Source organism: Pseudomonas sp. LAMO17WK12:I10, from assembly GCF_900215185.1.
Taxonomy (GTDB): domain Bacteria; phylum Pseudomonadota; class Gammaproteobacteria; order Pseudomonadales; family Pseudomonadaceae; genus Aquipseudomonas; species Aquipseudomonas chlororaphis.
This window is the reverse complement of record NZ_OBDX01000001.1, coordinates 90,932-111,746: the sequence shown is the minus strand read 5'-3', so window position 1 is coordinate 111,746 and position 20,815 is coordinate 90,932. Positions and strand designations below refer to the sequence as shown.

The following is a 20,815-nucleotide window of genomic DNA, read 5'->3' as shown; positions in this document are numbered from 1 at the left end:
AACTGAAAGATCGTTTAAAGCGACGCCAGGGGACAGCGCTCTCGTGCCCCTGGCGTTTAAAACCATGCCTTGGCGCGGGTATCAGATGCCCAGGCAGAGGTATTTGATTTCCAGGTAATCCTCGATGCCGTACTTGGAACCTTCACGGCCCAGGCCCGAGGCCTTGATACCGCCGAACGGCGCGACTTCGTTGGAGATCAACCCGGTGTTGACGCCGACCATGCCGTATTCCAGGGCTTCGGCCACACGGAACACACGGCCCAGGTCGCGAGCGTAGAAGTACGAGGCCAGGCCGAACTCGGTGTCGTTGGACATCGCGATCACTTCGGCTTCGTCCTTGAAACGGAACAGCGGCGCCAGAGGACCGAAGGTTTCTTCCTTGGCCACGGCCGCGTCTTTCGACACGTTGACCAGGATGGTCGGCTCGAAGAAGTTGCCTTCCATCGGCTTGCCGCCGGCCAGCAGGGTCGCGCCTTTGCCCAGGGCGTCGGCGATGTGTTCCTGGACCTTGGCCACGGCTTTTTCGTCGATCAGAGGACCGGTGGTGGTGCCTTCTTCCAGGCCGTTGCCGATCTTCAGCTTGGCCACTGCGGCCTTGAGCTTCTCGGCGAAGGCGTCGTAGACCGAATCCTGGATGTACAGGCGGTTGGCGCAGACGCAGGTCTGACCGTTGTTGCGGTACTTGGAGATGATCGCGCCTTCGACGGCCTTATCCAGGTCCGCGTCGTCGAACACGATAAAGGGCGCGTTGCCGCCCAGCTCCAGGGAGACTTTCTTGATGTCCTTGGCGCATTCGGCCATCAGCTGGCGACCGATTTCGGTCGAGCCGGTGAAGGACAGCTTGCGCACGATCGGGTTGCTGGTCAGCTCGCCGCCGATATCGCCGGCGCTGCCGGTGACCACGCTCAGCACGCCTTTCGGAATGCCTGCGCGGTGCGCCAGCTCGACCAGGGCCAGGGCCGAGAACGGCGTCTGCGACGCCGGCTTGATCACCATGGTGCAACCAGCGGCCAGGGCCGGGCCGGCCTTACGGGTGATCATCGCCGCCGGGAAGTTCCACGGGGTGATGGCCGCGGTCACGCCGATCGGCTGCTTGATCACGATCAGGCGCTTGTCCGGCTGGTGGCCGGGAATCACGTCGCCGTAGATGCGCTTGGCTTCTTCGGCGAACCATTCGATGAAGGAGGCGGCGTAAACGATTTCGCCCTTGGCTTCGGCCAGTGGCTTGCCCTGCTCCAGGGTCATCAGGCGACCGAGGTCGTCCTGGTTTTCGATCAGCAGCTCATACCAGCGACGCAGCTTGGTCGCCCGCTCCTTGGCGGTCAGCGCGCGCCAGGCCGGCAGGGCCTTGTCGGCGGCTTCGATGGCTCGACGGGTTTCGGCAGCGCCCATCTTCGGCACGGTGCCGAGGATTTCGCCCGTGGCCGGGTTGTTCACTTTGATGGTCTGGCCGTTATCCGCGTCGACCCAAGCCCCATCGATGAAGGCTTGCTGGCGGAACAACTGGGCGTCTTTAAGCTGCATGTCGGTTTCCTTAACAGCACCGCGCGGGGCGGAGCGAATTGTGATTGTTGAAAGGCGCCTTGACAGGCTGCCGTCAGGAAAAACTGTTACCGGGCTCAAGCACAGAAATAGCGCCTGTCAGAATAGACGGGCGGATCGGCTCTTGGACAAGAGCGTTTGAAATCTCAAACGAATCCTAGGGTCAACCAGGGGACAGGGCAATAGGCTGTTCGAAAAAAAGAACGAAAACGCCGCTTTGGCAGAATCTTTCGGATCAACGACACCGCCCCGGCGATTGGGAGCAGACGCCCCTACAGGGGTTGGGCGTGCCAAACGCAAAAAACCCCGCAGCCGGAAGGCTGCGGGGTTGTTCCAGGGCCAGGCCTTAGGTGAACGACTTGAGGATCGTCAGCAGGCTGGCGAGGTTGTCGCCGACACCGCCCTGGGCCATTTTTTCGGTGGCCGCCGCGCCTGCGGTGGTGTTGACGCTGTAGATCTGCATCACGCCCTGGTTGGTCGCCGCCTGGGCCAGGGTGTTTTGCTGTTGCTGGGCCGAGACCGAGTTCTGGAACAGGATCGCTACGGATTGCCCCAGGGACTGGTAGATGGTGCCCATCGACATGGCCGGCGCTTCGGCCACGACCTTGACGTTGGTCTGGGTCACGGCGTCGGTGATTTGCGGACTGACTGTACTCATAGGTGAAACTCCTTATTAAGAAAGAACAACTTCCGTTAGCGCTCGCCCGATCAAGGGTTGAACGATTTGAGGACCGTCAGCAGGCTGGTCAGGTTGTCGGCCACGCCGCCCTGGGCGACTTTTTCGGTCGCCGCCGCGCCGGCGGTGGTATCGACGCTGTAGATCTGCATCACGCCCTGGTTGGTGGCGGCCTGGGCCAGGGTATTTTGCTGCTGCTGGGCGGAAACAGCGTTCTGGAACAGAATCGCCGTGGCCTGGCCCATGGACTGGTAGATGGTGCTCATCGCCATCGCTGGGGATTCGGCCACCACTTTGACGTTGGTCTGGGTGACCGCGTCGGTAATTTGCTCGTTGACTAATGGCATGGTTCAACTTCCTTTGTTTAGTACACGGCGGGTTCCGTGTTAACCAATGAACGTGGCAAAACACAGGCTGTGAACGAGCAAATGCTCAAGGGTCCTGCGGCGCGTCGCCTGCCTGGTCGATACGGGAAAGCACCGCCTCGACCTGCTGCACCAACCCCAGCATCCGCGCTTGCACGGCTTCCTCGACGGTCTGGCGGATCAGCTGGTTCTGCGCGCTGCTGAGCATCCGCATAGGCTCCTCCGGCGCATCGATAACCGTCGCCTGTCGCTTGGCCGCCAGCCACTGGCGGATCACCGCTTCACGCTGCTGGGGACTGCCCAGCAGGCTGCTTTCGCTGACCCTGGCCTGCTCCATCAAGTCGCGGGTGCGTTGTCTCTCGCTCTCGATCAAATGCTGGGTCTGGTTGAGCACCCGCTCCATGACACCCGTGCGCGGCTCGCTGCGCATCCAGGCTTCGAGAATCTGCTTTTCGCCCGGGGACAGGCTCAGGTTGAGCGCATCGGCCAATTGATAAAGACTCGCTAGCGAGTCGGAATTTTCCTGGGGCATCTCGGCCTCCTCCTTGCTCATTAAAGAACGTGCTGCTGCCCAGTCCCGGAGGGCTCCGGGACCGGGTGTTCATGACGCCAGGACGGCGTGACTCAGGACGGCGGCGCGCCGCGATTGGCCAGGGTGTTGCTGTACTTGGCGATGCTCTCGTCGATCTTGTCGATGGCAATACCCGCCGCTGTCGCCTCCAGGGCGCCAGCGGCCGCGGCAACGGCGGCGGCCGCCCCCACCAGCAGATCGGTGGCCAGGGCGCCCAAGGCGTCCTCGGCGGCTTTTTCGGGATGGTTTTCGACGATGTTTTTCGTCATCTGCTCGAGCAATACCGCCTGGGCCGCCAGCGCCAGCTTGCTGACCCCGTCGAAATAGCCCGCCGCCGACTGCGCGACCAGGCCGGCGGCCTGGCTGATCATCATGTCCGGGGCAATGGCGATCTGCGCCGGGGCGTAGCTGAAGGTCTGCGCGTTGGTGAACTGCACCGCCTCGACGATCTGGCTGTTCAGCGCATCGGTGCTGCCGGTCGGCAGCGCCGCGACCTGGACCATCATGTAGTCGTTCATGCGGTCCATCACCGTGCGCGGCGACTTGCTGGGAGTACTCGGTGGCGGGGAGTCGCCCGCTGGGGTGGGATCGGCAACCTGGGGCCCCGCAGCCGTAGGCTCGGCGGCTTCGGGATTGCTCGGCCTGGGATTGCGCGGCTCGGTATCGCTTGGCTTGGGATCGACCGCCTCGGGGTCGGTCGCCGACGTGGCGTCAGTCTCCGGCTCGACGGCGGCAGCAGGTTTTTTCTTGAACCAGAACATGAGGCATCTCCCCAGGCGTCAAGGCTTCTCGCCGATCTGCATGATCAGCGACACCGCCTTGGAGATCACCGCATTGGAGATCTGATTCAACGCCTGCTGGCTGTTGACCGCGTTCTGCAGGGACAGCCCCGCCGAATGGCTGGCCACCTGATACAGCGAGGCAATGGCCTGGGCCGGCGCCTCGGCCACCACCTTGACGTTGGTTTGCGTTACCGCGTCGGTAATCTGGCTGTTGACCTCTGGCATACATCTCTCCTTGATGGAAGGCGCCAGCGCAGGCGCGCTGGCGGTGAACTCGTCGACGGTTTCAGGTGCTCATGACACAAGAACGCCCGGCATCCACGGCTGTGAACGCAAAAGCGCTGTCAACGCAGCGCCGCCCGCAGCAACTGCACGCGCTTGCGCACCAGGGGCTGGGCGATGCCCAGCTCGGCGGCGATCTGCGGGTACGGCAATTCCTCGACAAAACGCATTTCAAACAACCGCCGCTGGAGCAATGGCAGTTGCTCCACGCGATTGCCCAACTGCACCAGTCGTTCGAACCGCTCGGTGTACTCGAACACCGACAGGCAAGGCGCGGCGAGAAGGGCCTGGTGATCGTGATCAAGGTCGATCGAATGATCGAACAGCTGCCCTTCACGCTTGCTGCGCCGCAGGCTGTCGAGAAACACATGGTCCAGCACCAGAAACAGAAAACCCTGCGGCTCTCGTATGCGTTCCGGGGAACGCCTGAAGAACAGCAGGGCTTTTACGGCCGTGTTGGACAGCCACTCCTGGGCCAGAGCCAGGTTGCCCCTGGCTCGCCGGTTGGCCCGGCGCATCAGCTCGGGGTACACCGCTCGCCAGCTTGCCTCGAACAACCGGTCGACCGCCGCCACTTCACGAAAAGATCCCATCGCCAGCACTCCCTGTGCATTCCTTGATGAGCCGACAGTCTCTGATCGCGCAGCAGGCGTTCGCTGTTACCTGGGGAACAGCTGGACAATTAATTCAGCGAACAGGCCTTGCGCCGCAGATGCTCGACATCGTTGATCACCAGCCGTCCGCTCTGGCAGCTGATCACCCCCGAACGCCGCCACAGCTGCAACTGGACATTGAGCTTCGGCCGGCTGGTGTTGAGCATCGAGGCCAGGATGCCCTGGTTGCGCGGCACCGCCGCACAGGTCGCCGGAGCCAGCTCGAAGTCATCGATATTGGCCAGCAGGAACCGCGCCAAACGTGACTCCAGGCGGTGCAGGCAAACCAGTTCGAGCAACTCCAAGATCTTCATCAGGCGGGTCATCAGCAGCATCAACACGCGCTGCCAGAACAGCGGCTCGTCGTACAGCACCCGGAAATGCCGCCGCCCCAACAGCAGCACCCGGGTCGGGCCGCAGGCGAAGGCCGAGGTTTCCCGGGCGTGGCCCTCGATCAGCGCCGACTCGCCCACCACCTGGCCGACGCCGGCGCTGCCGACAATCTGTTCGCGCCCGTCCGGGCCATGAATCACCGAATACACCTGCCCTTCGGCGACCAGCGCGATGAAGTCCAGCGCCTCGCTCTTGAGGTAGAGCACCTCCCGGTCACTCAACGAGCGCTCCACGGCATGGGTGGCCACATAACGGATCAAAGTGTCTGGTAGCCCCCTGAACAGATCGGAGCGTGCCAGCAGAGTCTGACGCAACGAAAAATCGAGCATTACCGCGCCTTTTGAATGCATGCGTTCGCCTTGACTGGTAGGAAATCGCTGCGCGAGCACGCAGCGGTTAGAGCGCTTGAAGCCATAGAGCAAAGCAAACAAAGGGACGTCCGAGAGGAGGACTTGTGAATGGGGCGAGGGGGCTTTCGGGTATCGCAAAGGACAAGATAAACAACGAGGCAACGACCAATCATCACGCGAAAAAAAACCGCATGGACGCCCCAAGCCGACATGGGTATGATGTCGCCCGCACTGCACTCGTAGCTCAGCTGGATAGAGTACTGCCCTCCGAAGGCAGGGGTCGTGGGTTCGAATCCCGCCGAGTGCGCCAGCCAGAAACGCAAAAGCCCCAGGTCGCATGGCCTGGGGCTTTTTCGTTTCCATCCGTTGAGTCGATCGAAGAATCACCGAGGCGTGTGCCGACCCACGCCTCGCGGACAGGAGGTCCCGATGCTGCGCCATCCTTTACTCGACCAGCCCTACCAGCCGGACCTGCGCGCCTGGATCGGCGGTTTCATCGGCTATGACATGCCTGCGGCCCTGGATGCCGAGCTGAGCCGCTACGACCCCAACGACCCTGATGATCGCGAACACCTGATCCGTCATTACTGCCTGGCGCGCTTCAACGCCCGGGAGAACTTCCGTCACCGGCAGCGGTTGGTGGAGGTCCTGCAAGCGGCGCTGGACGATCCGGATTTCGACTTTCAGGAAGTGTGGGAGCCCATTGAAGACGATTACGAATACGATCAATGGCCCGCCGGCTGGCCGGCGCAGATCGACGACAGCCGGGACTTCTTCCAGCGCCTGCTCCTGGCGGCCCGGCAGCTGTGGCACGACGACCTGACACGCGCCCGGTTACCGTCCCTGACCGAATGCCGGGCGATCCCGGAGCGAGATCGCGGTTCCCGCGACTGGCTGTTCAGCGTCGATAATCCCCAAGCCTGGAAAGCCGTATTCGACGTAGCGGCCACGCCCTACGACCTGCATACCCCGGGACCACAGTTCCAGGGCGAGCAACTGAGCCTGCAGTTGGCGGGCGCATTGCATCGTCAGTCCCTGCCGTCCACCTGGCCGGCCAGCCAGGCGCTGACCTATTGCCGCCTGGACCTGAAGATCCAGGGCATCAGCGAACTCCAAGTCAGCGGTACGCGTTTCGACGGGCGTATGCGCACCCAGCTCACGCGCTTGCAGCCTGGTTATTACCTGCGCCTGGACATCGGCTTCGACTGCGTCATCGAATGCGTGGCGCAGTCCGTCGGCATCGCCAACGTCCAGGGCTCACGAGAGGAAGAGCGGCATGAACAGCAACTTTGAACGGGCCCTGGCGCGCCAGGAAATACCGCAGTTCTTTCGCGGCCAGGGTGAGTACCTGACCCGGGACGGCGATTGGGACGAGCACCTGTTCTGCATCAATTGGCCGGGGATATTCGCCTACCTGCGCGATAACGCCGACGGCGAGCAGCAGTTGAGCGCCGGCTTCGAGCTCTATGTCTACAGCATCGAGGAAAGCTTCGAGGACTGCTTCGGCCTGCGGGAAAACCTGTTCGGCTATTACTCGACCCGGGCTCGCTGGGCGCCCGCCAGCACCGATCTGCTGGCGCAGCTGCCAGCACCTTGCCGACGACGAATAGTCCAGCGCCTGAGCTGGTATCGCTGGCAGCTGGAAAACCACGCCCGATTGCTGCCGGAGCGGGCCCGGCGCATGGCCGAGGACGGTGCCGCCGCCGAGTTCATCGACCTGCCCGCTTCGCCCTACGCCTGAACGCGCCTGCCACCGGCCGGTGGCTGGGCTACCGCCCTCAGATATTCCACTGCCGCCCACCCAACCTGCGTTTTTTTCTATCTCGAGCTCTCCCCTCCACAATCAGCCCCGCCCCGAAAGCCCTTTAGGTATCTCCAATCTTTTTTGCGATGATGCCTCCCCTGATGCCATTCACGCGCCCGGCCCACTGCCGAGCGCATACCGTTTCCCGCCAGACTCATGGAAGACCCCAAACGATGAATATCCCGACCCTTTCCGGCAACACCGCGCCCTCTCACCAGGCGCGTTATTACTACGGGCCCAACTACAAGAAAATGACCCTGGCGGGCCTGGTCTTCGGTGGGCTTTCGCTGTTCGCGGTGTTCGGCACACCCAGCGAGAACAACAGCGTGATCCGGCTGATAGAGGCCCTGGGGCTCAATGGTCATCTGGTCATGCAACTGCTCGGCGTCCTGGGCGTGGCCATGACCGTCGCCGCCGCAGGGGCGCTGATCTTCCTGCGTGGCGCCGGCAATCGCTATGTGGTGCTGACGGACAAGAAGCTGGTGGCCCCGGTCAGCAACTTCAGTTCGAAGATCCGCGAGATTCGCCTGATCAATATCTCGGACGTCGAGCTGGTGGAGGTCTTCAATCAGCGCTTCATCCGCGTCCAGCACAGCGACGGCAAGATGGAACTGGTGGAGAACATGTTCAAGAACCAGGAACTGTTCTACGACTGCTACAAGGCGATTGCCCTGGCCATCGAGGCCAAGGGCCAGAACGTGAAACGCGCGCCCGCCCGCAAGTAACCGCGCCGGGTTTCAGTCTGGCGTCTGCCGCTGCGGCGCCGCTTCATCCTGATCCGCGGCAGGTTGGGCCTGTTGCGGGTCTTCATCTTCTTCACCGGCCTCGAGCAGAAAGTCCTTGCGACTCTCCTTGATGGCCTGGCGGATATCCGCGCCCTTGGTCGGGCAATTCAGCAGTGCAGCGATACGGTCGATGCGTGGCGCCATGGCCAGCCTCTCACTTTCAGGAAACTGGCTCGATAGTGCGCGTTTTCGTGGTGCCAGGCCATTACTTGCGCGCGTTTTGCCCTCAGGGTTGCTGCAAGGCCTCCAGGCGCTCGGCAATTTCCTCGTCGGGGAAGCGCTGCTTCAGGGCGATGATGTACTGGTCGGCGATCTTGTCCTGGCCGGTCTTGCGCAGCCGCAACACCTCGCGCAGGGCGTCGTCGAGGATCGACTCCGACGCATGGCGTTCAACCGGCTCCTTGCCCTGCTCCTTACCCGGGAATGACGCCAGGTGCCCCAGGGACTCATAAGGCTTGGCGGTGAAGGCTTCGGTATCCCGGGTCAGCGGCAGGCCCGCCCCGGGTGCCGCGGGAGCGGGTGCCGACAAGGCGCCAGCGGCCGTATCCGGCGTCGCGGCCAGTTCGAAGCGGTTCGATGCTTCCATGGTTGATTCCGCATGGGCGGATTCCGCAAGGGCAGCGCCGGCTGGCGCGGACTCGGCCTGGCGCCGTGCAAGCTGCGGGGCAGCGGCTTTTGCCACGGGTGCCGGCGCTGGAGCGAATGCCTGGCTCGGTGCCGGTTCTGGAGAGCGCTGCAACACACCCAGCAGCAGGGTCACGCCGAACAGACCGGCGAATGCCACTTGCCAGCGCGGCTGGCGGCACAGATCGAACCAGCGATGCCACAGGGAAGGCCGGGGCGCCGGGGCTTCGCGCCGGGCCGTGGCCATGATCAGGGCGTCGAGGCTGGCCGGCGGTTCGCCGTGGCTGTGCTGGCGAATGTGCTCGAGCATGCGCTCTTCTTCGGTAGGGGGAAGCTGTCGGGCGTCAGTCATGTCAGTACCTCCTCGGCCAGGAGCCGACGCAGTTTTTTCAGCGCATAACGGAAGCGGCTTTTCACCGTTTCCAGCGGCGTATCGGTAAGGCTGGCGATCTGCGGCAACTCCAGTTCGCCGTGGGCGCGCAGCAGGAACACTTCGCGCTGGTCGGCGGGCAGATCCTGCAAGGCGGCGTCGATGCGTTGCCGTTCACGGCTCAGGCTCAGGTGTTGTTCCGGGCCGCTGGCGTCATCGGCCAGGTCGTGCAACTGCTCGTCGTAGCTGTCGTGCAGCGGGTTGCGCAGGCCGTGCTTGCGCCAGTGGTCGATCAGGCGGTTGCGGGCGATCTGGTACAGCCAGGTGCGAAAACTGGCCCGGCCCTGTGGCGCACTGGTGGTGCGGATCAGGCTGAGCCAGGTGTCCTGGTAGACCTCGTCGGCCAGCTCGGCCTTGTCGCACAGGCTCAGCAGGAACCGGTACAACCCCTGGCGATGCCGCTGGTAGAGGACCTCGAAGGCGGCGCTGTCACCCGCGCGATAACGCGCCAGCAGCGTTTCGTCGCTGCTGGCGGGCTCTGGTCGATTCGCCGCAGGCATGGTCGTGCTGAACTCCTTCGGGTGGCTCGTCATGACGTTATTCACGGCGGCTCAACGCCTCCCCGGAACGCCCCGGCTGATTCGCCGGAGCGGCAGTCTGCAGGCTCTGCGCCAGTTCCACCAGCTGCACGAACTCGCCGCGCAGGCCGAAACGGTCTTCGCCCTTGGCGCCGCGGGCCAGGGCGACGGTGTCCTTGAGGCCGAAGTCGCCGGTGTAACGAGCGTCCTTGAGCTGCTGGGCGAACGCCGCCACGGCTGCGGCAAATCTTAGATCATCGCTGGCCTGGACGAGTTTGCCGTGCTGTTGCGACGCCAGGATCGGCCGCTCGATCAGCCGGCTGCCGCCGCCCTGCGGTGCCTGGTAGCGTACCCGCAGCATCGCCAGTTCGTCGTTCTTGATGCTCGATTGCGGCTGCGTGGGGGCCTGGCCATAACGCAGCGGCTCCAGCCAGCCCTGCTCGCCCTTGGGCACGATTTCATACAGCGCGGTGACCGTATGCCCGGCCCCGATCTCGCCGGCATCGACCTTATCGTTGTTGAAGTCCTCGCGTTTCAGCGCGCGATTCTCATAACCCAGCAGGCGGTATTCGCTGACCTGGGCCGGGTTGAATTCCACCTGCAATTTCACGTCCTTGGCCACCACCGCCAGGGTCGAGCCGAGCTGGTCCACCAGGACTTTGCGCGCCTCGCGCAGGTTGTCGATATAGGCATAGTTGCCATCCCCGGCGTCGGCCAGTTGTTCCATCAGGTGCTCGTTGTAGTTGTCCACGCCAAAGCCGAGGGTGGTCAGCGGCACACCGCTTTTACGCTGCTCGACGGCCATCTGCTTGAGGCGGTCGAAGTCGCTGATGCCGACGTTGAAGTCGCCATCGGTGGCCAACAGGATGCGGTTGATGCCGTTCTTGATGAAGCCTTGCCGGGCCATCTGATACGCCAGCTGGATGCCCGACGCACCGGCAGTGGAACCGCCCGCCGTCAGCTGCTCGATGGCATTGCGGATCTTCGCCTTGTCGCGCCCGGAAGTCGGCTCCAGCACCACCCGCGACTCACCGGCATAGACCACCAGCGACACCCGGTCCTGTTCGCGCAACTGGTCCACCAGCAGCTTGAGGGTGCTTTGCACCAGCGGCAGACCCTCGCGACGATCCATGGAGCCGGACACGTCCACCAGGAACACCAGGTTGGCCGGCGCCAGTTCGGCAACGGCGCGATCCGAAGCCTTGATACCAATGCGCAGCAGACGGGTGTGGGGGTTCCAGGGCGACGGCGCGATCTCGGTGGTTACGCCAAACGGCGAGCCGTCGCCGGGCAGGGCGTAATCGTAGGGGAAGTAGTTGACCAGTTCTTCCAGGCGCACCGCGCCTTGCGGCGGCAGGCTGCCCTGGTTGAGCAGGCGCCGGACATTGGCGTAGGCACCGGTATCGACATCGACGCTGAAGGTCGAGACCGGAGCCTGCGCCACGCTGTGGATCGGGTTGTCCGGCAGGTTCTGGTACTGCTCCCGCGGTTCGGCGCGATAGCCGGCGGGTAGCGATTCGCGCGTCATCATCGAGGTGTGCCCGGGTGCCGGGGCGAGCGCCTTGGCGTTGTTGTATCCGGCCAGGATCACATCGGCGCGCGGGGCCTCGCTCGGCGAGGGCACGGCGGCCTGCGGCTCTACCGCCTCCGGCGCAGGCAAGGCAGCGCCCCGGGTGTCCGGCGAGGACGGGCCGCAACCGGCCATGGCCAACAGCAACCCGGCGGCGCACCCCTGAACGGCGGGGCGAAGGTAGTACGGAGGAAGGAACATGGGGGCTGACCTCGGGAGAAATTGATCCATTCCCCCCTTCAGACGAAGCCCCTCGGCGATTCGGGTTAAGCCCCCGGAAAAAATTTCTGCTTAGCGCAGATAGCGCCGCACCACACTGCTGTTACGCAGCACGTGGCCGTTGATCTTTTCCAGCAGCTGGGCGCGGGTCAGGCCGGCCGGCAAGGCGTCGGGCGCCAGCTCCAGGGCGTAGATCTGGATGATGTAGTGATGCGCGCTGTCGCCCACCGGTGGGCAGGGGCCGACGTAGCCGGTGGTGCCTTTGCTGTTGGTGCCGCCCACCCCTTCCAGCGTGCCCTTGGCCCCCGCGCCCGCGGCGATCTGCCGGGTCGTGGGCTTGATCCCGTAATGCACCCAATGGTCGATACCCTGGCCTTTGGCGCCGTCCGGGTCGTGCATCACGATGGCGTAGCTGCGGGTGCCTTCCGGGCCGGCGGTCCAGGCCAGGGCCGGCGACAGGTTATGCCCGCCGCAGCCCTTGGCATCGCTGGCGCTGGCCGGGGTGAACAGGCGGTTGTCCGAGACACCGGGCACATTCAGGGTGAAACGCTCCTGGGCCTGGGCCGGCAGCTGCAGGCACAGCAGGACGGCGCCGGCGGCCAGCCAGGTATTGAGAGAGGCAAAACGGGACATACGCGAGCACCTTCTGCGAATGGGTTCATCGGAGCCTGGAAACAGGAGCCTGGAGACTATAGCTGCGCGGCGCAGCGTTGCGCTTGAGCAATATTGGCGCTGATTGAGCTTGAGCCGCAGCCGCTTGTAAACGAAAAAACCCCGGTTTTTTTCAGCTCCGGGGCTTTTTTCGACGAGCGCCGGGATTTTTACCCGGCCGCCCTGATCCTGCCACCGTCAATCAGCGGCTGAATCAGCGTTGCACGGCATCCGCCAGCAACGACGCATGCGGCTGGCGCTCGGGGCTCAGGCGCAAGAAACCGGTGGTGACAAGGCTGATGCCGCCCTCCTCGTCGTTATGCACCGTCATGGTCCCGGGCTGGCGCATGCGCGCAAAGTTGGCGGCACTGAGCTTGAAGCTTTCGCTCAGGCGCTGGTCGTCCAGCGCCGGCGACGGCAGGCGGCGCCGGGCAAAACTTTTGCTCTTGCGCTGCTGGTAACGCGCCCAGAGGATCAGCACGGCGGCGTTGAGCAGGGCCACCCACAGGTAGATCTGCAAGGTGCCCAGCGCTTCCAGCACGCCGACCTCGATACGCGGGCCGTCGTGGGTGTCGATCAGCGGCCACAGGCCGCGTACCAGCAGGTACAGCAGACCGATCCAGGCCAGCACGGTGAACGCCGCATCGACGATCACCAGCAATGGGCGTTGACGGGTTCTGATGATTTTCATCAGCGAGCCTCCTCTTCATCATCTATCGGCTTGATGCCACGGTCGGGGCTGACCCAGCGCGCACGCTTCTGGTGTTGGCTGAACAGCACCTTGGGGAAACTGACAAGCGTGGTGAACAGGCTGACGAGCCAGAACACCAGGGGGTACCAGACCACCCAGAACATGGTCTTGCCCAAGCCCTTTTCATACCGGCGGTCGATCAGGATGCTGACCGCGAACTGCAGCAGGCAGACCATCGCCAGCACCAGCCCGGTGAAGGCCGGCGGCATCAGGCGGTCGACGGCGATGGCCTCGGGCATGACGATGAAATGGCCGACGCCCCAGAAGATCACCGACAGCAGGAAGGTGAAGGCCCAGCCGGTGGACAGGCAGTATTCGAACAGCAGCGGCCACAGGTAGCGGTGGCGCCATTGCCAGATCCCGCGGATGTTCTTGAACAGCACCTCGGCGCCACCCTGGGCCCAGCGCAGGCGCTGCTTCCACAGGCCGCGCAGGGTTTCCGGCATGAGGATCCAGCACAGCGCCCGCGGCTCGTAGAAGATGCTCCAGTGATCGAGTTGCAGCTTCCAGCTGATGTCGATGTCTTCGGTGATCATGTCCGGGCTCCAGTAGCCGACCCGGTGCAGGGCCGAGCGGCGGAAGGCGACAATCACCCCGGAGACCGTGAAGATCCGTCCGAACACGCGCTGGGTGCGCTTGATCAGGCCGATGATCGAAGAGAACTCGCCCACCTGGACCCGGCCCACCAGGGTCGAGCGGGTGCGAATGCGCGGGTTGCCGGTCACCGCGCCCAGGCGCGAATTCTCCAGCAGCGGCGCCACCAGATAGGCCGCGGTGTTCGGCGCCAGCAGCGCGTCGCCGTCAATGCACACCAGGTATTCACTGCGCGCCGCCACGGCGCCCATGCGCAGGGCCACGGCCTTGCCCTGGTTTTGTGCCAGGTGCACCACCCGCAGCCGCGGATCTTCCAGCGCCAGGGCGTCCAGCACTTGCGCGGTGTTGTCCTTGGAGCCGTCGTTGATCGCGATGACTTCGATATTCGGGTAGTGCTGGGCCAGCGCCGCGTGGATGGTGTCGGCCGCGTTGTCGCCCTCGTTGTAGCAAGGGATCAGGATGCTGATCAGCGGCTCGCCCTTCAGCGGCGGCGGCAGGGTGTCGTCATTCCAGGGCCAGTGGCGTTCCCAGTGCAGCCAGAAGTACAGGCCGCCGGCGATCCACAGGCCGGACATGAACAGCGGATAGAAGAACACGAAGTCCATCAGGAACTGGCCGGTCACCAGGAAGATCAGGCCCAGCGGCACACCGAGGACAATCGCCAGGACGAGCAGGGCTAGCAGTCGATCCAACATGATTTAAGGATTCCACTTGGTGGAGAGCGCGGGACGGATGGTCTTCAGGTCCGGCGAGTTCTCGAGAAAGTTATCCGGGTAGTAGCCGAAACTGGTCGCGCCCTGGCGCTTGAGCCGGCCCATCCAGTCGGCCATCTGCGCGGCGTCGATATCGCTCGCCGGTTTTTGCGCCCAGTCCCGGGCCTGCAGTTCGAAGACGGTACGGTTGAGCGCGCCAGGACGTGCCTTGACCGTGGCCACCAGTTGCTCCAGCCAGGCACCGGAAGCCTTGCGCTGCTGGCCCTCCATCAACGGCATGGCCATCGGCGCGGTCCAGTCGTAATTGGCGAGGAAGTCGTCGAGGTTCTGGGCGAACCAGGCTTCGCTCTGCGGGTTGAGCATCGGCTCGGCGAACAGGTTGCGCGCGGTCAGTACCTGCGGCCCACGGATCGCCTTGACCTTGGCGGTCAGCTCATGGGTGAAGTCGATCAGGTAGCGGCTCTTGAAGCGGGTCCAACGCTGCAGGGTCGCCGGATCGGCGCGCAAGGCGGCGATCGAACCGGGCAGGCCGTTGGCGGCGTAGGTGCGCAGGGCTGCGGGGCTGGCGTCTTCGAAATCGGAGAGCACCGCGTCGTCGTGGTAGAGGATGCCGTCCACCGAGGTCAGGCGCGCCACGTCTTCGTAGATCTCACCGATTATGCGCCGCACCTGCGGGTCGAACGGCGACAGGCGCCGGTACTGGTCCGGGTCGGGCGCGACCTGGCCGGTTTCCGGGTCCCAGCGGGTCACGCGCGGCAGGCTAGGGTCGAGGGCGAAACTCAGCACCGGCATCCAGGCGAACACCTTGACGTTGGCCCGGGTGCGCAGTTGCCAGGCGACCCGGTCGAAGATATCGGCGCGCACCGGTAGGTGGCGGTTGGCGAAGTACAGCGAGTGCACCAGACCATCGCCCTTGGGGTCGGCGAAGGCTTGCAGGAACACGGTGTTGACGCCCAGGTCGGCCATGCGCTGGACCAGCTTGCCGAGGTTGATTTCCTGCTGCTGCGGGTCCGGGTCGTAGACGTTGTCCAGGTCGACATGGGCCACGCGCATCGGGTTGCTGGCCTCGACGCCGACGACGCTGTTGGAGAAGTGGATGGCGTCCGGGTCCGAGGACACCAGGAAACGCGGGCTGCTCATCAGGTTGTCGAGGGCATCGAGGCCGTCGTCGAGGGTCAGGGCCATGTCGTAGCCCTGCTCGCCCACCACCCGCAGCGCGGTGCCGTCGGCGGCGCCATAAGGCCAGACCCAGACCCGTGGGCTGTAGCCGGTGGCGGCGCGGATTTTTTTCGAGATGGCGGCCACGTCGCTGCGCAGGCGCGCCTCGAATTCGGCTTCGCTTTCATAGCGCCCGGTGCTGGCGTCATAGCGCCGGGCGGCGGCGGCCGGTTGCAGGTTGCCCTGGGGGTTGGCCAGCACGCCCTTGTGGTTGGCATCGGTGTGGGCGGCGATTTCCACCAGGCCGGAACGGGAGATCTCGCGGACCTGCTGCCAGGTCAGGAAGTCCGAGCGCTTGCGCGGGGTGCCGGCAAAATCCACCGGCTGGTTCAGCGGGGTATCGACCCACGCCCCCACCGGCGCCAGCAGCGCATGCCAGTTATAGCTGCGCAGCACCGGCAGCACGCGGGTGTAGAAACTCGCATAACCGTCGTCGAAGCTCAGCAGCACGGCCTTGGCCGGCAGCTCGGGGCCGCCTTTGCGCGCCGCCATGATCTGGTCCACGGTGACCGGCTGGTAGCCGTTCTCGCGCAGCCAGGCCAGCTGTTCGATCAGGCGCTCGGTGCGCACGGCCACCACCGCCTGGTCGGGGTCGCGGTCTTCGACGTCGTGGTAGGCAATGCCCAGCACGTGGTTTTTCGGCCACGGGGTTTCGCTGGCGGGCACCGGGCGCTGCGCCGGCGCCAGGAAATCCGCGGCGGGCTGGGCGCAGGCGCTGAGAATCAGGGCTCCCAGCAGGAGGATGCAACGGGTCATCGGAGGCATCTTCGGACTCTTCTAGAAGCGGTAGGTAAGGTCGAGGAGCAGGCGCAGGTCGGTTTCCCGGTCGCCGTCGTAAGGCCGGTTGAGCACGCTCAGGGCGGCCCCGGCTTCGAACACGTCGTTCCAGGTCACGCGCTGGCCATAGCTGAGCAGGCCGATCGCCCCGGTGGAGTAATCGCGCTGGCTGTAGGTACCGGCGCCCACCTGGAACTGCTGGCTCCAGGAGGTTTCGTAGCGGTGATAGAGCACGTGGTTGACGTTCACCGTCGGCAGGACCGTAAAGTCCGACTTGGGGTTGAAGTAGGGCGTGTCTTCCTTGCTGTTGCGGCTGGCGCCGACTTCCAGGCCCAGGTCGACCTGCACGTGGGGCGTGGCATAGACGCCCTCGCGACCGGTGAGCACCGCTTCGAAACGGTTGTTGCCATCGCTGAAATGCGAAGGGCTCAGGGCCAGTCGCCATTCCCGGCTCTCGTTGGCCCGCCAGCGCACGAAGCCGCTGCCGCCATTGGCGTAGATGTTGCTGTTGAGCGCCCGCAGCGGCGTGTTGGCCGACAGGTATTCCAGGCTGGCGCCGTACTGCCAGTGATCGTCGATGTCGCGGGCCAGGGACAGCCGCGCGCCCTGCTTGTCGTCGAAGCCGTAGGAGTGGTTGGAGACTTCCGCTTCCAGGGTCATGTCGCGGGTCCGGCGCTCCACGCCGATACGCTGCCAGCGGTGATGCCCGGTGCCTTCCTGGAAGTCGCCGGTGGCATAGCCGAGGCCGCCGAACAGGCGCCAGTCTTCATTGATCGGCGGGCTGTAGAGCACCGTCTCGATGCCGAAATCCTTGCTCCCGGAAACCGCGCCGGCGCCGCTGTTGCCGCCGCCGTAGCTCTTGCCGCCATAGGTCTCGACCCGCAGCTCGGCCATGTCGTGCACTTCGCGCTGGCGAGCCAGGCGCTGCACCTGACGGTTGTCGGGATAACGCTGCACCACGTCGTCGGTCAGGGCATCGAGCTGACGCCATTCCTGCAGGTCCTGGGCGGTGTGGCCCTGGGCGACCTCGAGGCCGACATCGCGCGGCGCCATGCTCTCGGTTTCCTTGAGCAGGCCCTCGGCGCGCCGCGGCCAGTCCCGGGCCTGGTACAGGTTGGCCTGGGCCACGCGCAGGCCGATATTGCCCGGCGCCTGGTCCACCAGGCTGGCCAGGCGCTGCTCGCTGCCCGGCAGGTCGGCGCTGTAGGTGCCGGACTGCGCGGCGAGCTGCTGGGCGTCCATCCATTCATCGTTGGGGTTGCCCACCGGCAGGCCCTTGAGCTCGACCCGCGGCTTCTGGTTCCTGGCCAGGTCGTCGGCGACCTGTTGCGCTTCCTGCGGGCGGTCGCTTTCCAGCAAGGCGTAATACAGCGCGGTGCTGTCTTCGACGCGGTCGCTGACATCGGCATCCGGCGCCGCCAGCACCTGGCGATAGAGGTCGCTGGCGATCTCCGGCTGGCGCTGGTCCAGGTAGGCGGCCGCCACCCAACGCCGGGCGTAGGTGGGGATGGCCACGTCTTCGGCGGTCAGCTTGTGGTACTCGTCGATTACCTGGGCGGTGCGCGCCCGGGCCTTGAGCGCGCCCATGCGGTCGATGCGCCAGCGGGTCACGTCGTCCCTGGCCGCCGGGTCCGGGGTCCAGGTGGCGAGCAACTGGTCGTAATCGGCCAGGGCACGGTCGGCGATGACATAGCGCTCTTTCTCGCTGCGGGTCGCCAGTTCGGCCAGGCGCACGCGCTCGGCGGCCAGGTCGCCTTGCAGGCGACGCTCGATCACCGGATCGATCAACCCCGGGCGCTGGCGGGCCAGACGCAAGGCCGGTTCCGGCAGGCGGGCCCGTTGCAGGGCGAACACGTATTCGCGGGCGACTTCCGGCCGGGTACCGGCGCGGACGAACGCCTGGTCGAACTCGAACAGCGCGTCATACGGCGAACCGGCGCGAGTCAGGGCGTAGCCCAGGGCCAGGCGGCGGGTGGCGTCGTCGGGCTTGGCCGCCACCAGCTCGCGGGCACGGCGCACGGCTTCCTCGGGCTTGCCAGCGTCGGCCTGGGTCAGGGCCAGGCCCAGTTGCAGGTCGGTATTGCGCGGGTCGCGTTCGAGGGCCAGGCGGTACACCTGGATCGCCGCGTCCCAGCGCTGCAGGTTGCGGTAGGCCCGGGCGGTGGCAGTCAGCGCCTGGATCGGCAGCACCCGGCCACGGGCCTGGGTTTCATAGACATTCACGACTTCGGCGTCGAGGCCGGCCCAGCTGGCGATCTGCAGGTGATCGCTGACCAGCCCGGTGCTCAGCCGTTCGGCCGGCACCTGGCGCAAATGGCTCAGGGCTGGCGCATAGCTGCCGGCGCGGGCGTCGAGAATCAGGCGGTCGTACGCTGGGTCGGCGAGGGCCAGGGTCGGCCACAGCAATTGGCTGCATAACGTCAGGCGCAGCAGCGGTCGCAAACCATAAAGGCGAACAGGATGAACAATGAACGGCATTTCTTCAGCATCCTTACATGGCTAGCCGGGGTCTTGTGTCCCCCCGCCTGATACGTGCCAGGAAGCCGAATCAGATGACTCGGCCAGATTGGGGCGGAGTCTTCCATGCAAGGCTGATGCGGATGTGCAAATGCAATATTTCTTCAGATTCGTTTCTGCGCGAATCCGCGAACGACGTGGCCTGTAGCCATGTTCGAGGAGGCTCTGGGCGGGGATTCTCCAGCCGGATGCAGGCAAAAAAACGCCCGGCAGCTCCGTGGAACGGAGGCCGGGCGTTTCTGGCTGAAAACCCCGTGGAGGGGTTTTCGAGGCTTACTGGATGGTGACCGGGCCCAGTTTACTCATGACAAAACCGACGAACTGCTCAGGCGTCATTTTCTGGCCGTTGAAGTCCACTTCGTTGTTGGCATAACGCAGCTTGGAGACGATGTCGTTGCCTTCCAGCTTGGCCAGCTGGGTGCCCAGCGCCATGCCGCTGACCATGTCGGCGGCCATGCTGCCCTGGTCGGCGATCGCCTTGGCGTCGGTCACGCCGTCCAGCTGCGCCTGCACCGATGCCATGTCGGCGATCATCGGCTTGGACAGCAGCAGGTTCAGGTCCAGCTGGGTGAGCAGTTGCTTGCTCAGTTCGGCCGGCGGCAGCTCCATGGATTGCGGCTTGTTCAGGTCCACCACCAGGCTCAGGCGGCTTTCGCCATTGGTGGTCTTGAACGAGAGGTTTTCCAGGGCGATATGCGGCTGGGCAGCCAGCAGCTTGTCCAGGTCAGCCTTGACCTGGGCCTGCTCGGCCTCGCTCAGGTTCAGCTCGGGCGCTGGCTCGCCGGCGGCTTCGGCCGCGGCGACGGCGTCTTCGTAGGGTTGCAGCTTGCTCTGGTAGACCTGCATCAGCGACATGCCGGAGGCGATGTCGAGGTTCTTCATGCTCCAGGTCATTTGCGCCGAACCGACGGCTTTGCCGTTGAGGGCGACTTCGCCGATCTTGTACTCGGCACGGCCGGCCAGGTGGGCGCCAGTCTCGTCGGTGGCGCTCTTGATCTCAGAGTTCTTGAAGCTGAGCACCGACTGTTTCTCGCCGAACGTGGCCTTGGTGCTGGTCAGCTCCAGGGTGTTTTCGCCGACGTAGAAGCCATAGTTGCTCTTGGTCAGGTTGCTGGCCAGGGTCAGGCCGTTGAGCTCGACCTGCACCGGCGTCTGGTCTTCGGCGACGCTGTTGAGCTTGAGGCTGTCCATGTAGCCATCGGCCTTGACCTTCTGCGCTTCGGCGCTGGTCGAGAGGTCCAGCTTCAGGCCGGAGAACTTGAGGGTCGACTTGTCGTCCAGGGCCGTGTCCAGCGGCAGCAACTCCAGGTTGCCGGTGGCGGAGCGGTCGTACCCCAGGTTGACCACGCCCTTGAGCGGGGAAACATCCTTGGTGGCGGCGAACCATTTCTCGGTCAGGGCGTTCTTTTCCAGCTCGTAGTGACTGGTGGCCATGACCGGCAGCCATTTCAGGGTCATCAGGCGCGAGAACGGCAGCGGGCCGTGTTCGATGCGGTCGACAAACACCAGTTCGACGCCCTCGGCGCTGTCGCCGAACATCTCGCCCTGGCCCTTGAGGCGGTAGCGCGCGGTGCTGCTGAACAGATTGCGCTCCAGCGATACCAGCTCCAGGCTGGCGGTACCGTTGGAACCGACCATGGCGGCCTGGAGCTCCTTGTTGGCGTCGGCGATAGAGGTTTGCAGCACCCCTTCCAGCTTGGTCCCGGTATACCAGGCGCCGCCGGCACTGATAGCGCCCACCGCGACGACGATTCCTAACAGTACGCCTGCTGATTTATTCATTATTTGACCCGATCGATCCGTTGTTGAATGTGTGGTCGTCTTCCCTGAACCCGGCACGGGTTGTGGCTCGACTGTGCGTAAAACTGCCGAAGATTAGCACCGGCCAGGCCAGGCGGCCCAACCTTTCCATGTGAAAAGTCGTGAACAGGGGAAGCTGAAAACACAGCCTGTAGCCGCTGGCGCAGCCTGCGATCGGCGGCGCAGCCGTCGCTGGGCCAGACGGCGCGTTTCTTCAGGCAGATCGTGGA

General features: G+C 64.6%; 23 protein-coding genes and 1 tRNA gene. 5 read left to right on the top strand and 19 right to left on the bottom strand.

Annotation, left to right across the window (positions count from 1 at the left end; all coding sequences use genetic code 11):
- Positions 1–81: 81 nt before the first annotated feature.
- The 8 genes from gabD to CRO75_RS00370 all read right to left on the bottom strand — a co-directional run bounded on the left by gabD (position 82) and on the right by CRO75_RS00370 (position 5,593).
- Complete coding sequence (gabD, locus tag CRO75_RS00405; protein ID WP_097134123.1) at positions 82–1,524, bottom strand: NADP-dependent succinate-semialdehyde dehydrogenase; 1,443 nt, start codon at positions 1,522–1,524, stop codon at positions 82–84.
- A gap of 364 nt (positions 1,525–1,888) precedes the next feature.
- Positions 1,889–2,200, bottom strand: coding sequence for a RebB family R body protein (locus CRO75_RS00400; protein WP_025808521.1), 312 nt, complete (start codon positions 2,198–2,200; stop codon positions 1,889–1,891).
- A gap of 50 nt (positions 2,201–2,250) precedes the next feature.
- Positions 2,251–2,565 (bottom strand): RebB family R body protein, encoded by a 315-nt coding sequence (locus tag CRO75_RS00395; protein ID WP_009041621.1) that lies wholly within the window; start codon positions 2,563–2,565, stop codon positions 2,251–2,253.
- Between the two features lie 85 nt (positions 2,566–2,650).
- Positions 2,651–3,115, bottom strand: coding sequence for a hypothetical protein (locus CRO75_RS00390; protein WP_097134312.1), 465 nt, complete (start codon positions 3,113–3,115; stop codon positions 2,651–2,653).
- 92 nt (positions 3,116–3,207) lie between these two features.
- The gene (locus CRO75_RS00385) at positions 3,208–3,915 is read right to left on the bottom strand and encodes a hypothetical protein (RefSeq protein WP_097134122.1); all 708 of its coding nucleotides are present in this window, start codon (positions 3,913–3,915) and stop codon (positions 3,208–3,210) included.
- Between the two features lie 18 nt (positions 3,916–3,933).
- Positions 3,934–4,161 (bottom strand): RebB family R body protein, encoded by a 228-nt coding sequence (locus tag CRO75_RS00380; protein WP_007930328.1) that lies wholly within the window; start codon positions 4,159–4,161, stop codon positions 3,934–3,936.
- A gap of 119 nt (positions 4,162–4,280) precedes the next feature.
- Complete coding sequence (locus tag CRO75_RS00375; protein WP_177409711.1) at positions 4,281–4,811, bottom strand: sigma-70 family RNA polymerase sigma factor; 531 nt, start codon at positions 4,809–4,811, stop codon at positions 4,281–4,283.
- Positions 4,812–4,900: 89 nt separating this feature from the next.
- A complete protein-coding gene (locus CRO75_RS00370) occupies positions 4,901–5,593 on the bottom strand; it encodes a Crp/Fnr family transcriptional regulator (RefSeq protein WP_158539490.1) in 693 nt (230 codons plus the stop codon).
- Between the two features lie 254 nt (positions 5,594–5,847).
- On the opposite strand from CRO75_RS00370, the gene CRO75_RS00365 reads away from it, so the two are divergent.
- The 4 genes from CRO75_RS00365 to CRO75_RS00350 all read left to right on the top strand — a co-directional run bounded on the left by CRO75_RS00365 (position 5,848) and on the right by CRO75_RS00350 (position 8,143).
- Positions 5,848–5,924 (top strand) — tRNA-Arg (locus tag CRO75_RS00365).
- Between the two features lie 119 nt (positions 5,925–6,043).
- The gene (locus tag CRO75_RS00360) at positions 6,044–6,907 is read left to right on the top strand and encodes a hypothetical protein (protein WP_097134120.1); all 864 of its coding nucleotides are present in this window, start codon (positions 6,044–6,046) and stop codon (positions 6,905–6,907) included.
- On the top strand, positions 6,891–7,355 hold the full coding sequence (locus tag CRO75_RS00355; protein WP_097134119.1) for a hypothetical protein: 465 nt from the start codon (positions 6,891–6,893) through the stop codon (positions 7,353–7,355). Before CRO75_RS00360 ends, CRO75_RS00355 begins: the two co-directional genes overlap by 17 nt.
- Positions 7,356–7,591: 236 nt before the next feature.
- Positions 7,592–8,143 (top strand): hypothetical protein, encoded by a 552-nt coding sequence (locus CRO75_RS00350; protein ID WP_009041615.1) that lies wholly within the window; start codon positions 7,592–7,594, stop codon positions 8,141–8,143.
- A 12-nt stretch (positions 8,144–8,155) separates the two neighbouring features.
- On the opposite strand, the gene CRO75_RS00345 is transcribed toward CRO75_RS00350, so the two are convergent.
- The 5 genes from CRO75_RS00345 to CRO75_RS00325 all read right to left on the bottom strand — a co-directional run bounded on the left by CRO75_RS00345 (position 8,156) and on the right by CRO75_RS00325 (position 12,197).
- Positions 8,156–8,347, bottom strand: a complete 192-nt coding sequence (locus CRO75_RS00345; RefSeq protein ID WP_007930316.1) for a hypothetical protein — start codon at positions 8,345–8,347, stop codon at positions 8,156–8,158.
- A gap of 82 nt (positions 8,348–8,429) precedes the next feature.
- Positions 8,430–9,179: a hypothetical protein gene (locus CRO75_RS00340; protein WP_097134118.1), complete on the bottom strand. Its 750-nt coding sequence runs from the start codon at positions 9,177–9,179 to the stop codon at positions 8,430–8,432.
- The gene (locus CRO75_RS00335) at positions 9,176–9,757 is read right to left on the bottom strand and encodes an RNA polymerase sigma factor (RefSeq protein WP_009041613.1); all 582 of its coding nucleotides are present in this window, start codon (positions 9,755–9,757) and stop codon (positions 9,176–9,178) included. Before CRO75_RS00335 ends, CRO75_RS00340 begins: the two co-directional genes overlap by 4 nt.
- Before the next feature lie 37 nt (positions 9,758–9,794).
- Positions 9,795–11,546, bottom strand: coding sequence for a VWA domain-containing protein (locus CRO75_RS00330; protein ID WP_097134117.1), 1,752 nt, complete (start codon positions 11,544–11,546; stop codon positions 9,795–9,797).
- 90 nt (positions 11,547–11,636) lie between these two features.
- Complete coding sequence (locus CRO75_RS00325; RefSeq protein WP_097134116.1) at positions 11,637–12,197, bottom strand: YbhB/YbcL family Raf kinase inhibitor-like protein; 561 nt, start codon at positions 12,195–12,197, stop codon at positions 11,637–11,639.
- A gap of 93 nt (positions 12,198–12,290) precedes the next feature.
- Here CRO75_RS00325 and CRO75_RS32825 point away from each other — a divergent pair, with 93 nt between their 5' ends.
- A complete protein-coding gene (locus CRO75_RS32825) occupies positions 12,291–12,428 on the top strand; it encodes a hypothetical protein (protein WP_158539491.1) in 138 nt (45 codons plus the stop codon).
- Position 12,429: 1 nt separating this feature from the next.
- On the opposite strand, the gene pgaD is transcribed toward CRO75_RS32825, so the two are convergent.
- The 6 genes from pgaD to CRO75_RS33120 all read right to left on the bottom strand — a co-directional run.
- A complete protein-coding gene (gene pgaD / locus CRO75_RS00320) occupies positions 12,430–12,906 on the bottom strand; it encodes a poly-beta-1,6-N-acetyl-D-glucosamine biosynthesis protein PgaD (protein ID WP_097134115.1) in 477 nt (158 codons plus the stop codon).
- Positions 12,906–14,255 (bottom strand): poly-beta-1,6-N-acetyl-D-glucosamine synthase, encoded by a 1,350-nt coding sequence (gene pgaC / locus CRO75_RS00315; protein WP_097134114.1) that lies wholly within the window; start codon positions 14,253–14,255, stop codon positions 12,906–12,908. Before pgaC ends, pgaD begins: the two co-directional genes overlap by 1 nt.
- Before the next feature lie 3 nt (positions 14,256–14,258).
- Positions 14,259–16,256, bottom strand: coding sequence for a poly-beta-1,6-N-acetyl-D-glucosamine N-deacetylase PgaB (pgaB, locus tag CRO75_RS00310; RefSeq protein WP_097134113.1), 1,998 nt, complete (start codon positions 16,254–16,256; stop codon positions 14,259–14,261).
- 12 nt (positions 16,257–16,268) lie between these two features.
- Positions 16,269–18,746, bottom strand: coding sequence for a poly-beta-1,6 N-acetyl-D-glucosamine export porin PgaA (pgaA, locus tag CRO75_RS00305; RefSeq protein ID WP_097134112.1), 2,478 nt, complete (start codon positions 18,744–18,746; stop codon positions 16,269–16,271).
- A 312-nt stretch (positions 18,747–19,058) separates the two neighbouring features.
- Positions 19,059–20,567 carry a YdgA family protein gene (locus CRO75_RS00300; RefSeq protein WP_097134111.1) on the bottom strand — a complete coding sequence of 503 codons (1,509 nt, stop codon included), beginning with the start codon at positions 20,565–20,567 and terminating at the stop codon, positions 19,059–19,061.
- On the bottom strand, positions 20,567–20,815 hold a 249-nt coding region (locus CRO75_RS33120; RefSeq protein WP_204856400.1), incomplete at its 5' end, for a hypothetical protein. The genes CRO75_RS33120 and CRO75_RS00300, both read right to left, overlap by 1 nt.